Source organism: Halomicrobium sp. HArcht3-1, from assembly GCF_058933345.1.
Genome location: NZ_JBZYDM010000001.1, coordinates 218,945 through 233,555, shown reverse-complemented (window position 1 = coordinate 233,555; position 14,611 = coordinate 218,945). Strand labels below are relative to the sequence as shown.

17 protein-coding genes are annotated in these 14,611 nt (G+C 67.1%); 14 read left to right on the top strand and 3 right to left on the bottom strand.

Annotated elements, in window-relative coordinates; genetic code table 11:
- Window positions 1–36: 36 nt before the first annotated feature.
- The 3 genes from AC5FRW_RS01245 (at window position 37) to AC5FRW_RS01235 (ending at window position 2,579) form a co-directional block, all read left to right on the top strand.
- Complete coding sequence (locus tag AC5FRW_RS01245; RefSeq protein ID WP_493566600.1) at window positions 37–876, top strand: RAD55 family ATPase; 840 nt, start codon at window positions 37–39, stop codon at window positions 874–876.
- A 108-nt stretch (window positions 877–984) separates the two neighbouring features.
- Window positions 985–2,019 carry a ribbon-helix-helix protein, CopG family gene (locus AC5FRW_RS01240; RefSeq protein WP_493566599.1) on the top strand — a complete coding sequence of 345 codons (1,035 nt, stop codon included), beginning with the start codon at window positions 985–987 and terminating at the stop codon, window positions 2,017–2,019.
- Window positions 2,016–2,579, top strand: a complete 564-nt coding sequence (locus AC5FRW_RS01235; RefSeq protein ID WP_493566598.1) for a DUF8135 domain-containing protein — start codon at window positions 2,016–2,018, stop codon at window positions 2,577–2,579. The genes AC5FRW_RS01240 and AC5FRW_RS01235 overlap by 4 nt, the downstream gene beginning before the upstream one ends.
- 5 nt (window positions 2,580–2,584) lie before the next feature.
- Here AC5FRW_RS01235 and AC5FRW_RS01230 read toward each other — a convergent pair whose 3' ends face one another.
- Window positions 2,585–3,508, bottom strand: a complete 924-nt coding sequence (locus tag AC5FRW_RS01230; RefSeq protein ID WP_493566597.1) for a thiamine-phosphate synthase family protein — start codon at window positions 3,506–3,508, stop codon at window positions 2,585–2,587.
- Window positions 3,509–3,612: 104 nt separating this feature from the next.
- Here AC5FRW_RS01230 and tenA point away from each other — a divergent pair, with 104 nt between their 5' ends.
- From tenA to AC5FRW_RS01190, 8 genes are all read left to right on the top strand, one after another.
- Window positions 3,613–4,278 (top strand): thiaminase II, encoded by a 666-nt coding sequence (tenA, locus tag AC5FRW_RS01225; RefSeq protein WP_493566596.1) that lies wholly within the window; start codon window positions 3,613–3,615, stop codon window positions 4,276–4,278.
- A complete protein-coding gene (locus AC5FRW_RS01220; RefSeq protein ID WP_493566595.1) occupies window positions 4,275–5,033 on the top strand; it encodes a TenA family protein in 759 nt (252 codons plus the stop codon). The genes tenA and AC5FRW_RS01220 overlap by 4 nt, the downstream gene beginning before the upstream one ends.
- A complete protein-coding gene (locus tag AC5FRW_RS01215; RefSeq protein WP_493566594.1) occupies window positions 5,027–6,556 on the top strand; it encodes a sodium:solute symporter family transporter in 1,530 nt (509 codons plus the stop codon). The genes AC5FRW_RS01220 and AC5FRW_RS01215 overlap by 7 nt, the downstream gene beginning before the upstream one ends.
- A gap of 128 nt (window positions 6,557–6,684) precedes the next feature.
- Window positions 6,685–8,043, top strand: a complete 1,359-nt coding sequence (locus AC5FRW_RS01210; RefSeq protein ID WP_493566593.1) for an NRAMP family divalent metal transporter — start codon at window positions 6,685–6,687, stop codon at window positions 8,041–8,043.
- Complete coding sequence (locus AC5FRW_RS01205) at window positions 8,043–8,600, top strand: ATP-binding protein (protein WP_493566592.1); 558 nt, start codon at window positions 8,043–8,045, stop codon at window positions 8,598–8,600. Before AC5FRW_RS01210 ends, AC5FRW_RS01205 begins: the two co-directional genes overlap by 1 nt.
- Window positions 8,601–8,713: 113 nt before the next feature.
- Window positions 8,714–9,037, top strand: coding sequence for a transcription factor S (locus AC5FRW_RS01200; protein WP_493566591.1), 324 nt, complete (start codon window positions 8,714–8,716; stop codon window positions 9,035–9,037).
- 173 nt (window positions 9,038–9,210) lie between these two features.
- The gene (locus AC5FRW_RS01195; RefSeq protein WP_493566590.1) at window positions 9,211–10,857 is read left to right on the top strand and encodes a histidine kinase N-terminal 7TM domain-containing protein; all 1,647 of its coding nucleotides are present in this window, start codon (window positions 9,211–9,213) and stop codon (window positions 10,855–10,857) included.
- Window positions 10,858–10,927: 70 nt separating this feature from the next.
- Complete coding sequence (locus AC5FRW_RS01190) at window positions 10,928–11,461, top strand: YkgJ family cysteine cluster protein (protein WP_493566589.1); 534 nt, start codon at window positions 10,928–10,930, stop codon at window positions 11,459–11,461.
- Between the two features lie 69 nt (window positions 11,462–11,530).
- Here AC5FRW_RS01190 and AC5FRW_RS01185 read toward each other — a convergent pair whose 3' ends face one another.
- Window positions 11,531–12,415, bottom strand: a complete 885-nt coding sequence (locus AC5FRW_RS01185) for a CPBP family intramembrane glutamic endopeptidase (protein ID WP_493566588.1) — start codon at window positions 12,413–12,415, stop codon at window positions 11,531–11,533.
- Between the two features lie 100 nt (window positions 12,416–12,515).
- Between AC5FRW_RS01185 and AC5FRW_RS01180 the strand changes: the two genes are divergently transcribed.
- From AC5FRW_RS01180 to AC5FRW_RS01170, 3 genes are all read left to right on the top strand, one after another.
- Window positions 12,516–12,857 carry an ArsR/SmtB family transcription factor gene (locus AC5FRW_RS01180; protein WP_493566587.1) on the top strand — a complete coding sequence of 114 codons (342 nt, stop codon included), beginning with the start codon at window positions 12,516–12,518 and terminating at the stop codon, window positions 12,855–12,857.
- Window position 12,858: 1 nt separating this feature from the next.
- A complete protein-coding gene (locus tag AC5FRW_RS01175; RefSeq protein WP_493566586.1) occupies window positions 12,859–13,161 on the top strand; it encodes a DUF7521 family protein in 303 nt (100 codons plus the stop codon).
- A gap of 81 nt (window positions 13,162–13,242) precedes the next feature.
- Complete coding sequence (locus AC5FRW_RS01170; protein ID WP_493566585.1) at window positions 13,243–13,671, top strand: DUF3887 domain-containing protein; 429 nt, start codon at window positions 13,243–13,245, stop codon at window positions 13,669–13,671.
- Window positions 13,672–13,688: 17 nt separating this feature from the next.
- On the opposite strand, the gene AC5FRW_RS01165 is transcribed toward AC5FRW_RS01170, so the two are convergent.
- A complete protein-coding gene (locus AC5FRW_RS01165; RefSeq protein ID WP_493566584.1) occupies window positions 13,689–14,558 on the bottom strand; it encodes a ZIP family metal transporter in 870 nt (289 codons plus the stop codon).
- Window positions 14,559–14,611 lie beyond the last annotated feature (53 nt).

Sequence of the window (14,611 nt, the reverse complement as noted above, 5' to 3'; positions counted from 1 at the left end):
GACAATCATTAAGCGCGGTGGCGGGACAGTGACGGTATGGATCGCATCCCGTTTGGCGTGCGACAACTCGATACCACGATCAAGGGGGGCGCACCGACGGGGAGCGTCGTGCTGGTCGCCGGGGAGTCGGGGGCTGGCTCACGGGAGTTTATGTACACGAGTGCGCTGATCAACGGACTGGCAGTCGGGGACAACGACGAGCTATACGATCTCTACTACGGGACGAGCGCGAACGACGCCATCGACCCCGAAGAGGTCCACTACATCTCCTTTACCGCCTCGAAAGAGAACCTGATCGACGAGATGGCACTGGCGATGGACTCCGAGATCGTCGAACAGGGCTTCGAGAGCATCCAGTTCCACGAGATGGCCGAGCGCTACTTCCACATGAGTCCGGTCCCACGAAACTGGTACGCCGACGCGACCCACAGCATCACTGACCTGCGCAAGCGCCACGAGCGCATGGGGCTGCTGGAGGCACTGGGGACGAAACTCAGCGAGATCGCACCCGGCAACCTCGTCGTCATCGACTCGCTGTCGGACCTCGTCAGCGCCGTCGGCGACGACCTCGAGTGGTCGGACATCAGCTATCTCGTGCAGGGCCTGACGAAGGCAGCCCACCAGTGGGACGGTCTCATCCTCGTCCACCTGAACCACGAGACGGTGTCCTCGACGCGATACGCACAGTTGACCGACGCGACGACCGGATCGATGCGTTTCGAGTGGGAGTCCGGCGGATCGACGCGTGCTCGTACCCTCGTCGTCTCGCAATTCCGGGGCGTCCTCTCACAGATCGAAGCCGAGAACATCGTCAGATTCGAGACCGAGATCGGCGATGGCGGCTTCGACATCAGCGACGTGCGCAAGATCCGGTGACCCCCGCAGTGACCGTCCAGCGGTCGGCGCAGTCACCGCCGGATCGCTCTATCACCGGCTGAAATCGGCGGCAAACGCTTAACTGTCTGGTTACGATACCGGTTGACAATGGGGACTGAGTCGCGTGAAGAGCAGTCCGTTTCGGTCGATCTCTCAGCGGAACTCGACGAGTGGCTCGACGAACAGGCCGAACGAAGCGACACGAGCCGAGACGAGGTCATCCGCCGACTGCTGGAGACCTACCACGCGACCGAGACACTCGACGAGACCGCCGTCGAGGAGATTCAGGAGACCGTCGAACAGACCGTCGCCACTGAGGCGACGAAGGCCACCCGGGCAGTGGTCGCCGACCGCCTCGAATCCGAACTGCCCGACCGCCTCGACGACGAGATCGAGAACCGAGTGACGCGTGTGGTGACCCAGGAGGTCGAGACGGCCCTCGACGAGCGGGTCGAACGGATCGTCGACGAGCGACTGGCCGATGCGGTCGACGCGGCGATGGCGGACAAACTGCCGAGCATCGCCGACGCAGTCGAGAGCCGTCTCGACGAGCGTCTCACGGCAAAGACCGACGGGATCGAAGACGACGTCGAACGCGTCGAATCCGAGTTTCAGGGCAAGATCGAGGACGTTCGCGAGCGCGTCATCCAGCTCAAGCGCGAGACAGACACGAAAGCGCCGCGAGACCACAGCCACCCGGAACTGGATCGGCTGGACGAACTCGACGCCGAGATCGAGGAGATCGGCACGGATCTGCTGACCGTTCGGGACGAACTCGACGACCTCGACGACGCCATCGACGACACCGACGAGACGGTCACGGACGTACTGGGACGGCTCGACGACACCGAGGACAAACTCAAACGTGTCGCGTGGGTCGTCAGCGACCTGCGCGACGACAGCCGTGGGCGAGACAGCAACGAGCGCGCCGTCGCCCGTATCAAGCGCGCTGCCGCACAGGAAGGGATCACGTCGGCACGCTGTGAGAAGTGCAGTGAGTCTGTCGAGATCGGGCTGTTGACCGACCCAGAGTGCCCACACTGTACCGCCGCCGTCACGGATGTGCGCCCCGAGGGCGGCCTGTTCCGGTCGAAGGCACGACTCGTGACCGCGTCGGAACTCGAAGCTGGTGACTCCGAATGACCGACGACGCCGACGACCCGTTCGAGCGACTTGGCGATGTCGACCGCGAGGGCGACCCGTTCGAGCGACTTGGCGACGGCGAAGAGACGGACGAGACAACCGATTCCGGTGACGAGTCCCGACCGGACCCCTTTGCCGACTTCGAGCCAGATGCGGCCGAGGGAGAGCGTCCGACCGTCGCCGACGACGTGACGGCTGGCGAACGGGAGAGCGACATCGACCAGCCCGATCCCTTCGCCGACATGGACGAGCGGACCGGCGACCCGTTTGGCGATGCCGACAATGTCTTCGAGCGCGTCGACGTGGGCAGTGTCGACGACGACGAGGTCTGGGAGACGATCACCGACGACGGCGACGCCGGGGACGGGTCGGTCGTCCCCGACGACGACCGCTACGCCGCGGTGTCGAAACACGCCTTCTGCGAGCAGTGTGAGTTCTTCGCCGAACCGCCAGACGCCCACTGCACGCACGACACCGCCGAGATCATCGAGTATCTCGACATGGAACGGGTACGGCTGCGTGACTGTCCGGTCGTCGCCCGGCGGAAAGAACTGGAGTAAGGTCACTACAGTTCTGCGTCGTCGACGAGTGCGACCGCCAGCCGTGCGGCCGCTTCCGCAGTCTCGCCGAAGACGTACGTGATCGGCTCGATGCCGAAGGCACCCTCGTGGTAGACGACTCGGGGAACGTCACCGCGTTCGTCGAAGCGTTCGCGCAGGCGCGCTGCCCGGTCGTCGTAATCCGCGTCGAAGCGCAGCGGCTCGATTCCACGCTCGCGGGCGGCGTCCAGCAGCGCCTCGTCAGTCGTGAGATTGAGCGCGCCGCCGACCGTCGGATCGACGGCGCGGGCGGCCAGAATCATCGTCGCGACGTTGCTGGAGGCACCGAACGCCGGATCGGACGGGACTTCGACGCGCCCGCGCATCGCGTGGAGACGCCCGGGGATCGCGGCCACGTCGGTCGCGTCGGTCGCGTCGGGCAGTGCCGTCCCGAGGTTCGTCCCGACGTTCGGGATCACCGCGGCGATCCCGTCGGCCGTCGCCAGCAGTCGCGCGGCCCGCCGGACCGTCGCCAGCGCCTCACGTTCGGCCGCGAGCGCGGGGTCGTCGCCACGAACGCACAGGTCACAGCCAAGCCCCTGCAGGGCCGGCATCGCGTCCTCGTGGAGTTCACAGATCGGCCCGCGGTCCTCGAAGGCGGCGATCAGGTCGAGCAGTTCCGCCAGCGCGTCGTAGCCGTCCATCCGGTCGCCCGCGAGTCCCGCGGCGATGCGCTCGACGGCCGCCTGCGTGCGCGAGTCGTCGGCCACCGGCCCCGTCGGCGCCGTGTCGTCGTTGAGGTAGGCACTCACCGCGGCCTGTGTCACCCCGAGGTGGTCCGCGACGGCCTGCTGTGTCAGCCCCTCGGCGGCGAGTTCGCGTGCGAGCATCGTGCGGACCGTCGGCAGGACCTCCTCGACGACGATCTCGCTCGGCAAGACCAGCGACATGGCCGTCCGTTCGCCGAGGGTGGCTAAAAGTCGTGTGGGCGCGGCGTACCGATAAACTGATAATATTAGAAGGTTATAAGGCCGGCGCGACGACACGGGCAAGCATGACCGGCACCGACGAACTCGCGGCAATCGGCGATCCGATCTGGGAGGCGATCCTCGATCATCCGATGGTGACACAACTCGGGGAGGGGACGCTGGACGAAGCGCCGTTTCGCTACTGGGTCCGCCAGGACTACGTCTACCTGATCGAGTACGCGCGGGTGTTCGCACACGGCGCGGCATCGGCACCCGATCTCGACCGGATGGGGACCTTCGCCGAACTGCTGGCGTCGACGATCAACACCGAGATGGACCTCCACCGGGAGTACGCGGCCGACTTCGGGATCACCGAGGCCGAACTCGAAGCGACCGAGCCGTCGCCCACGACGCAGGCATACACCGACTTCCTCGTGGGCACCGCCGCGACCGGGACGTTCGGCGACCTCGTCGCCGCGCTGTTGCCCTGCATGTGGGGATTCAACGTCACCGGCACGCGACTGGCCGAACGCGGTCGGCCCGACCACGAGGGCTACGCCGAGTGGATCGACACCTACGCCGGCGCGGAGTTTACCGAACTGACCGAGTGGTGCAAGGACCTCATGGACGACGTGTGGGCCGACGCGACGGCGACCGACCGCGAACGCTACCGTGACCTGTTCCGTACCTCCGCGCGCTACGAGTACCGCTTCTGGGACGCCGCGTGGCGACAGGAGGAGTGGTCGGTATGAGCGACGACGCGAACGCGGAGCGCCCGCCCGAGCGGTTCGCCGAGTACGCCGCCGACCGGGCGGACGCCCGTTTTACCGACTGGTGTCGCGAGCGTGCCGACCCCGACTGGACGGCGGCCGTCGACCATCGGTTCACCGAACAGCTCCGGGCCGACACTCTCGACGACGCCGTCTTCGAGCGCTATCTCGTGCAGGACTACGCCTTCCTCGACGCGCTGGTGGGCACCTTCGGCCACGCGCTCGGGGACGCCCCGTCGATGGCCGCAAAGGGTCGGCTGGCCGAGTTCCTCGGGACGCTCACCGACGAAGAGAACGACTACTTCGAGCGCGCGTTCGACGCGCTGGGCGTCGACGAAGCCACCCGGATCGACCCCGATCTGACGCCGACGACGCGGGCGTTGCAGGACTTGCTCGGCCGCGTCGCCCACGAAGGCGGCTACGCCGAGACGCTCGCGGTCCTCGTCCCCGCGGAGTGGATCTATCGGTCGTGGGCGGCCGACCCGCCGACACGCCCCGAGCGGTTCTATCTCGCCGAGTGGATCGACCTCCACGACAACCCCGCCTTCGACGCGTTTGTCGAGTGGCTCCGTGACGAGCTGGACCGCGAGGGGGCGGCCGCCGCCCAGTCCCGGCAGCGCCGGCTCGAACGGCTCTTTTGCCGGACTGTCGAACTCGAAGTCGCCTTCTTCGAGAGTGCGTACGCGGCGGAGACCGGCGACGGGCCGATCCCGAACGGAGGTGCGGGCCAGTGGTGAGTGCCACCGTCGCGCTCGCGCTCACCGTCGCCACGCTCGTGACCGTCACCGCCGTCGGTCTGTGGTACTCGCGGGACGCCGTCGGCAGCGTCGAGGACCTGCTGACGGCGCGCAACTCGGCCGGGTCACGCCGGACGACCGCGACGCTGGTCGCCTCGGTGATGGGCGTCTGGATCTTACTGGCCGCACCCGAAGCGGGGGCGAGTTTCGGCATCGCCGCCGTCATCGGCTACGCCATCGGCGAGGCGGTGCCGATGCTCGTCTACGCGAGACTCGGCCCGCGCATCCGACAGGTGATCCCGAGCGGGCACTCGCTGACGGAGTACGCCCACGCCCGCTACGGCTCTGCGATGTACGCCTTCGTGCTGGTGGTGAGCTGTCTCTACATGTTCGTCTTCGTCGCCGCGGAGCTGACCGGTATCGCCGGCGCACTCTCCCTTGTCGCCGGCGTCCCCCAGTGGCAGACGGCCGTGCTGGTCGGTGGGTTCGTCCTGCTGTACACCAGCTACGGCGGCCTGCGAGCGTCGATGCTGACCGACACCGTGCAGGCCGTCCTCGTCGCGCCGCTCCTGCTCCTCGCGGTCGTCGGCACAGTCCTCGCACTCGGCGGGCCAGCGGAGATTCACGCCAACGTCGCCGCGGCGAACCCGACGCTGCTCGATCCGGGCTACCTGCCGGGACTCCAGTTCGGTCTCGGACTCGCCTTCGCCATCCTCGGGGCCGAACTGATCAATCAGACGTGGTGGCAGCGCATCTACGCCGCCGACAGCGAGGCGACCGTCCGACAGGGGTTCCGGCGAGCCAGCCTCTACAACGGCCTGATCGTCTTCGCCGCCGCCCTGTTCGGCGTCGTCGCGGTCGGCAGTGCCGAGGTCGTGACCGACGTGACGAGTTCGGCGTACAACGCCGACGTGGCCTTCTTCGTCCTCCTGCAGTCGGCGTTCCCCGAGTGGCTGGTGCTCGCGGTCGTCCTGCTGGCACTGTTGCTCGTGATGAGTTCCGTCGACACGCTGTTCAACGCACTCGCCAGCGTCGTCACCGCCGATCTCCCCCGACTGCTTACCGACCCGGACGACCGCACCCTGCGGCTGGGTGCCCGGCTCCTGACGGTCGTCGTCGCCGTCGCCGCGATCTACGTCAGTCTGCGCGCCCGGAGTGTCCTCCGCCTGTTCTTCCTCGCTGACCTGCTCGGGGCGGCCGTCGCCGTCCCGCTGCTGTACGGTCTCTACTCGGACCGCCTGACGGGACTGGGTGCGCTGATGAGTAGTCTCGGCGGGCTGACCGTCGGCCTGGCCTACTTCCCCGACTTCGCGGGACTCCTGCGGTCCGTTCCCGTCGTCGGCGGTCTCCTGCCGGCCCCCGACCCACTCTATCTGACTGCCTTCGGCGGCGCGTTCGTCGTCTCGGCCGGTCTCACCGTCGCCGCTGCCCGCCTCTCGCCGTCGACCTACGACCACGACCGACTGTCCGCGGAGATCGGTCGGCTCGACGAAGCGACCGACGGCGGAGAGACAGCCGACTGATCCCGCCGCCGTCGCGCAGTTCTTCGGCGGCCGCCCGGCCACTTCGGCCACATGGCGGCTAGAAGACATAAGCCAGTGGTACAACGCAGTTCAGTAGTCTTTTACGCTGGAACGTCTACGTGGAGGCAATGAGTAACGAGACGACCGAACTGTCCGGGTTCGGCACGAGTACAGTGCGTTCGTATCTGAGTGAGATGGGGCCGGCGTGGGTCGCCGGTGCGATCGCCGCCGGGCCGGCGTCGATGGCAGCACTGCTGGGTGCGGGGGCCAGTTTCGGCTACGCGCTGCTGTGGGTCGTGGTCCTCTCGGCAGGTGCGGGCACGGTGTCACAGTATCTCTCGATGCGACTCGGCCTGCTGACCGAGCGAGGGATCGTCGGCGTCGTCGAGGACTACCTCGGGGAGACGTGGGCATGGCTCCTCGTCGCCGACGCGGTGCTCGCCTCCGGTGTCGCCCAGTTGGTCATCATGAAGACCGTCGCCGGCGTCTCGGCGACGATGACCGGCGTCGACGCACGCATCTGGGGTGGCGTCTGGGGCGTGATTCTGGCAGTCGGGCTGGCCGGGCGCGGGTACCGCTTCCTCGAAGTCGGCGCGAAGGTGCTGGTGTCGCTGGTCGTCGTGACCTTCGTCGCCTCGCTGTTCGTCGTCCCCATCGACGCCGGTGCGGCCGCAGGCGGTCTCGTGCCGTCGCTGCCGGAGGGGAGCGCGGTCGCCGCCGCCGGCGTCGTCGGCGGCGCGGTCCACATCTCGCTGATCACGATGCATTCCTACACGATGCGTGCCCGTGGCTGGACCGAGCGCGACTACGATCTGGCGACGTTCGACATCGGGACCACGATGCTCGCCGTCTTCGGCGTGTACAGCCTCGCCATCTTCCTCGTCGCCGCCAGCGTCCTCGCGCCGGGTGACACCGCGACGACCATCGGCGCGGCGCAGGCGCTCGGTCCCATCGCGGGCGACAGCGCCCAGTGGCTCTTCCTGATCGGGCTGGCCGGCGCGGCGGTGTCGACGCTCGGGGGCAACACCATCGTACCCGCCTTCCTCGTCGCCGACAAACTCGGCTGGGAGACGGACGTGCGCGACAACCGCTACCGCGCGCTGCTGGTCGGCGTCGCCCTGCTGTCGATCCCCGGCGCGTTCATCCCCGGGAGCGTCCTCGGACAGCTCCTCCTGATCCTCGCAGTCGGCACGGTCGGAACGCCGTTCGCCGTTGCCATCGTGCTCTACCTGCTCAACACCGACGCCGTTACGCGCGGGAACTCGCTGCTTGCCAACCTCGGTGGCGTCGCACTGCTGGTCGTCACTGGCACGCTCGCCGCGAACTTCGTCCGGGGACAGGTCGCGCCCGCCGTCGGCGAGAACGGAACGGTCGTCCTCGGCGCGATCAGCCCGCTGGCGTGGTTCGTCCTCGCGTTCTCCGTCGCTATCGCGCTGGCGACGCTCACACTGGGTGGGAAGTACGCCCGCGAGGAACTGCTGGCCTGATGGCACTGGACACCGGCCGGACGCTCGTCGTCGGCCCCTCGAACGTCGGCAAGACCACCGAGACTGCCGCGGCACTTGCGGAGTGGCTCGACAGTCACGGTCCCGACGGCGTCGTCGTCCTCGATTTCGCCCCCGAGGTCGAACGCGACGGGCGGATCATCGGTGGCCGTCTCGACCGGGAGACGACCGTTCCCGACACGGTCTTTGCCGGCGTGCTGGACGCCCACGCGCCGCGCTCGGAAGGTGGCGACGACGAGGAGGCGCTGGCGCTTGCCCGCGACAACGCCGAGCGCGCTCGTGACCTCTTTGCCGCCGCACCCGCCGACCCGACGGCCGTCTTCGTCAACGACGCCACCATCCCCTTTCAGGCCGACGGCGACATCGACGCACTGCGGCGGTACTGTGAGGGGGCGACGCTCGTGGTCGCCAACGCCTTCGAGAGCGACGAACTCGGCACCGACGATCCGGTGTCGAAACACGAACGGGCCGCACTGAGAGAGCTGAAAGCGTGGGCCGACCGTGTCGTGACACTGGACGAACGACGCGGACGGAGCTAAACGGGACCTGACTTTCCGGTGGGTCTCGGTCACGAGCATCGCCGTTGTCGCGGACCAGTATCCAGCGTCGAACACGGGTATATATGAGTCCGAGGTGAGTACGTCGAGCCAACATGCAGTTTTGCGACGACTGCGGTTCGATGATGCACGCAGACGGCGACGAGATGGTCTGCAAGTCCTGTGGCGAACGCGTCGCCAAGGACACCGACCGGGCCGCCGCGTTCGTCAGCACCGACGAGCAGAGCGACGACGACGTGATCGAGACCGAGGAAGGCGCGAACTTCGAAGGGAAACCGACGGCCGAGGACGTGACTTGCGAACAGTGCGGTCACGGCAAGGCGTGGTACACGATCAAACAGACCGGCTCTGCCGACGAGCCACCGACACGCTTCTTCAAGTGTCAGGAGTGTGGCAAGCGCTGGCGGGGCTACAACTGAGACGGAGTATTGTCGATCCGTCCCGGATCGACCGCACGACGGTGTGGGGTCGACCGGCACCACGGCGACGATACGTCGTCCGGGTAGCTTCCAGCAACTGTCCTGCGGTTATTACCTTCTGATATTGGACCCGCAGGTATATATCCGAACCTGACTGAGGAGTCAACGACTGAATGGCAGTTTCGTTGCAACTCTCGTTGAGAGCCGGCTACGGTCTCTTTTTTGCGGTGGCGGCGCTGGCCTGTCTCGGGAGTCTCGCCAGAGCGTGGCACGTCGAGGATCGGGCGACCAGAGACGGGCTTGTCGCACTCCTGCTGGCGTCGGGACTGTGGGCTGTGACCTACCTCGGCGTGCTCTACACGCCGACACGGCCGCTCAAAGAGCTATGGTACACGATCGGACTGGTCGTCGGCTTTGGCACCGTGTTCGCGTGGCTGTACTTTTGCTCGGCGTACACCGACCGGCAGTATCATCGGCGGCGACCCTACCAGTACGCGGGGCTGGTGCTGTACGGCATCGTCGTCGGGATCAAGCTAACCAATCCCTTCCACGAGCAGTACTTCAGGGCGATGATGGTCGGGACACCGTTCCCCCATCTGGCGATCGTCCACGGGCCGGCCCACTGGATCGCGACGGGGCTGGCGTACGTCCTCGCCGCGATCGGGATGTTCATGCTGTTCGAGGCGTTCGTCGAGGCGGGCTACGACACGCGCTCGCTGGCGGCGCTGACCGGGCTGACGGCGCTCCCGGTCACGCTGGACCTGATCGCCTTCGAGTCGGCAGCGGTGATCGACATCATCTACGCGCCACTGGGCGTCGCAGCGTTCGCTGTCGGCGTCCTGTTCGTCGTCAGGGATCGATTCCTCGCGGTGCAGTTGACCGGGAACATACCCGAGCCGGTGGTCTTCCTCGATGGTGACGGTCGCATCAGGGAGTACAACGACGCGGCCCGCGAACTCTTTCCCGACCTCTCAGGGAGCGTCGGCCAGCCCATCGCGGCGGCGACGCCACTCGATGGTCCACCGGACAGCCAGGAGATTCTGGCGCTCGACGGCGAGGAGACGCGATACTATCTCGTGAACGGGAGTCCGCTGACGACGGCCCAGTCGTCTATCGACCGAATGCTGGTGTTCGTCGACGTGACCCGGCTCGAACACCAGCGCCGGGAGCTACAGCGACACAACGAGCAACTGGAGGACTTTTCGGCGGGGATCAGACACGAACTCCTGAACTCCCTGCAGGTCGTCGGCGGTCGGGTCACGGCTGCGGGGGACGCACTGGAGTCGGGCAACGTCGGCGAGGCCCGCGAGCGACTGGGGACGGTGTCACAGCGCGCCGACGAGATGGTGACGGTCGTCGATGGCCTCTCGACGCTCGCCCAGTACGGCCAGACCGTCGACGAGGTGGAGTGGGTCCCTCTCGACGCCGTCGTCGCGGACGCACAGCAGACGGCCGACGCGGCAGCGCTGGCGGTCACCGTCGTCGACGACGCGACGATCGAAGCCGACCGGACCCGGCTTCACGAGCTACTGGTCACTCTCCTCGACTTTCTGGAGCACAACGGCGGGACGGAGATGCGACTCACCACGCACGGCGATGGGCTTACCGTCCAGACGGACTGGCGGCCGCCCGAACTGCTCGACGACGACCAGCTCTTCGAGTACACCGGTGGGCTGACCGGTACGACGGACGGACTGGCACTGCCGAAGATCCGAACGCTGGCGCGGGCACAGGGGTGGGACGTGACGTTCGAACGCACAGCGGATGGATCACAGATCGTCGTCGACGGTGCGGTGGTTCGGAACCAGGCGCCGAGCTAGCCCGATCCCGTCAGATCGAGAGCGACATCGACCCGTCGGCCTTTTGCCCGCGCGCCGCCAAGCCCGGACAGTGTCGACGACGCCCCACACGGTCGAGGTCTACCCCGGCAAGGAGGCCGTGATCGACTTCGATCCCGACCTGACCTTCGAGTGCGTCGAGGAGTGTACGTGGTGCTGTCACCACGGCGTCTTGCTGTACGAGAAGGACCTGCTGGAGCTTGCGGCCCGCGAGAACCTCAACGAGTCGACGACGCAGTTCCGCGGGCAGGACTTCGTCCGACAGGAGGAGAAAGCCCGTGACGACCACGTCGACGAGGAGGGGAAGGCCTGTTTCTTCCTGCGGGAGGACGGACTCTGTGCGCTGCATGCCGAACACGAGTGGAAGCCCGCGCGCTGTTCGGTGTTCCCGCTGCACGTCACTGTCGAGGACGGGACGGCGACGGGACGGGACGGCGGGGACATCCACGTCTCGATCAGGGACACGGCCCACGAGCACTGCGAAGGACTGAACGTCTCGGAACGCCGAGTGATCGAGCACCTCGACGCCTTCCTGCCCGCGCTCCTCTGGGACCTCGACGATCCAGAGACGTACCGACAACTGTAGGGCGACGGTGTGGTGGCGCTGTGGATCGCCGACCGTCGGACCCACACCGCTGGATCGATCCGACCCGTCTCAGGCGGTGTCCGCGTCGGTGACGCGCCGGGTCGTCGTCTCGCCCCCGGCACGGATCAGCACCGCAGCCGCGACGACGGCCCACGGGACGACGCCCACGAGTGCGATCGGGGCCGCGCCGACGAGACCGACGCCCGAGAGCAGGACCCCGAGGCTGCCGACGGCGTTGAGCGTGCCGTGGGCGAGGGCGGCGGGCCAGACACTGTCGGCCCACAGCGCGATGGCACCGATGACGGTCCCGATGCAGACGGTCGCGACGGTCATCATCGCCAGCCCGCTCCACGGTGCCAGCGGGTAGCCAAAGCCGTAGTTGTATCCCATCGCGATCACCGGCCAGTGCCAGACGCCCCAGATCACGCCGTGGGCGACGAGCGCCCGGCGAACGCCCAGCGGTTCGAGTTTCTGCAGGAGGTACGCGCGCCAGCCGAACTCCTCGCCGACGGCCACGAGCGTGTTGATCGCCGGTCCGGCCGTGAGAGAGAGGACGATGGCGACGGTCGTCACGTCGGGACCGGTGCTCGCTGCCGTGACGAGTCCCGCCCGCTGGAGGGCAAGATAGAGACCGAAGCCGGCCCCGATCAGGACGATCGTCCCGAGCCACGCGGCGACGTAGGACTGCCAGCGTCCGCGCAGATCCGGCCGCAGGCGCAGGTCTGTCCAGCCCTCGCCGGTCAGCAGGCGGGTCGCGACGTTGGCGACCGCCGGCGAGAACATGTAGACGGTCGGAAGCAGGACTGTCGCGAGCGTGACGCCTGCGACGACCTCGGGACTGTTCTGGAGGCCGCCGGTCGCGTACAGCACCGCACCGGTGAGGGCGGCGATACCGTACGCGATGGCGACGAAGACGATGATACGACGACGGTTCGTATCGGTCAGCGAGGCCATACGACGACCGACGCAGGCCGGACGGGTATAACTGCGAGCAGCGTCGCAGACACTGCGACTGCGGTACAGCCTTAATAGTCCGGGCAGACAGACACGGATAGTGAGCGAGGATCCAGACGTGGCCGCCGTCGCCGAGGTGCTGGCAGACGAGACGGCGCGCCAGATCCTGCGTGAAACACGGACCCAACCCATGTCAGCCGAGACCTTGAGCGACCGCTGTGGCGTCTCGCCGAGTACGATCTACCGGCGCATCGAGGACCTGCGCGAACACGACCTGATCGAGGCCCGGACCCGACCGGACGAGGAGGGACACCACTACGAGGAGTTCACCGCGGCGCTGGATCGGATCGTGATCGACGCGACCGACGACGGCTTCGAGGTAAACGTGACCCGCGAGGAGAGTATGACCGGGCGCTTCACGCGACTCGTGGAGGAGATGTAGCGTGCTGGGTCAGCTACGATTGCTCTCGCCGGTCGAACTCGTCCTGTTCCTGAGTGACTACGTCACCGTCGCCATCGGACTGGCGATCAGCTACATCGCCTATCGTGGCTACCGGAACCACCGGAGCAAGCCGATGCTGTACGTCGCGGTCGGGTTCGTCCTCCTGATGGGTGTCCCCGGGCTACTGGGCGTGCTCTTTTTGCTGTTGCCCGTCGGCGAGATCATCGTCGGGGGCCTCACGCAGGCCAGCGAGATCGTCGGCATGTGCAGTATCCTCTACGGGCTATGGGTCGATCCCGAGTGACGGCCCGCCGGCACAGTCGCACAACCTGCGACCGTGCCGGCCCTTTTGTGTCCGACCGAGACGAAGGAACGAACGAGACAGATGTACCACGATACGATCCGCTGGACGCGGCGTGGGTTCCTCGCCACCGGCGTCACGGTCCTCGCAGGGTGTAGCGCGCTCGAACAGGGCTTTACGTTCCCCGACGGTGAGCCGACGGACGAGCAGAAGGCCGTCGCGCGGACGTTCGTCGAGCGCGTTCACGACGGCGAGTACGAGGCCGCCAGAGAGCCGTTCACCGACGAGATGCGCGACGGTATGTCGGCCGATCGCATCGAGAGTGTCTGGGACGAGACCGTCGGCGACCTCGGGGCCTACGAGGAGATCAGCGCGTGGGGACTGAAATCGAACGAGGACACAGACGCCGTCTTCGCCCGTGTCGACTGTGAGAACGGCCACTACGCCCTGCAGGTGACAATCGTGGACGAGCAGATCGCCGGCCTGTTCATCAAAAACGTCGAGACGGAGTAGCGAGCGTCGGCACCCGTCTAGACGAGCAGCCACGCGGCGACCACGGCGAGGACGCCGACCGCCGTCGAGGCGACGGCGTGGGTCCTGAGTTCGTCCAACAGGTGGTGTGCACCCTCCTGTAGCTGGACGACCTCGTCGATCTCACTGCCGGATTCACACTTGGGCAGGAAGTCCATCGCGACGTGAAGGAAGATACCCGCGGCGAAGCCGAAGACGACGGCGTTGATCGCCGGAGCCTCGGGCACCGTCACGAGCGCCATCGGGATGGCCGTCAGCCCGACGCCCGCGGCCGGGAGCAAGAGCGACGTGACGGACTTGTCCGCCCGCGAGAGGCGACGCGCGGCGGCGTAACCGGCCGGTCCCTTGTGCGAGACGATGGCGAGACCGAGCAGGAGTCCCAGCCCCGGCATCGAGGCGTAGACCAGCCCGATGATCAGCCCCGCAGAGAGCGCGTGGGCCGTGATCTCCAGGGTCGTCACGTCGAACGTCGTGTCGATGTGGGTCAGTCGATGGGCGATGGTGTGAGCGCTGTAGCCCACGGCGATACCGGCGGCGACGCCGATCCCGCCCAGTCGCGGCGATCCGGCAGCCTGTCCCAGCCCCATCGCCTGCGGGAGCAGGAACATCGCCGCGCTCGTGATCATCGCGCCGCTCGCCAGCCCGTAGCCCCAGACCAGTCGGTAGGGATTGGTCGCTTCGGTCCGGCCACCGAGCCACGCCCCCACCGCCATCGCGGCGAACGCGACCCACGAGATGACGAACACCTTCCCCGCGTCGAACAGCACCGCGAGCACCGACAGCCCCACGAGGATCGCGATACCGACGAGTCCGGCCACGGAGACGCGTTGCCCCGGCATTGTGAAATGAGATGATTCGTTTGCAGCCATGTTATTAAACACAGACTTGTAGTTCATAACATCATCGATCCGTCGACCACGGT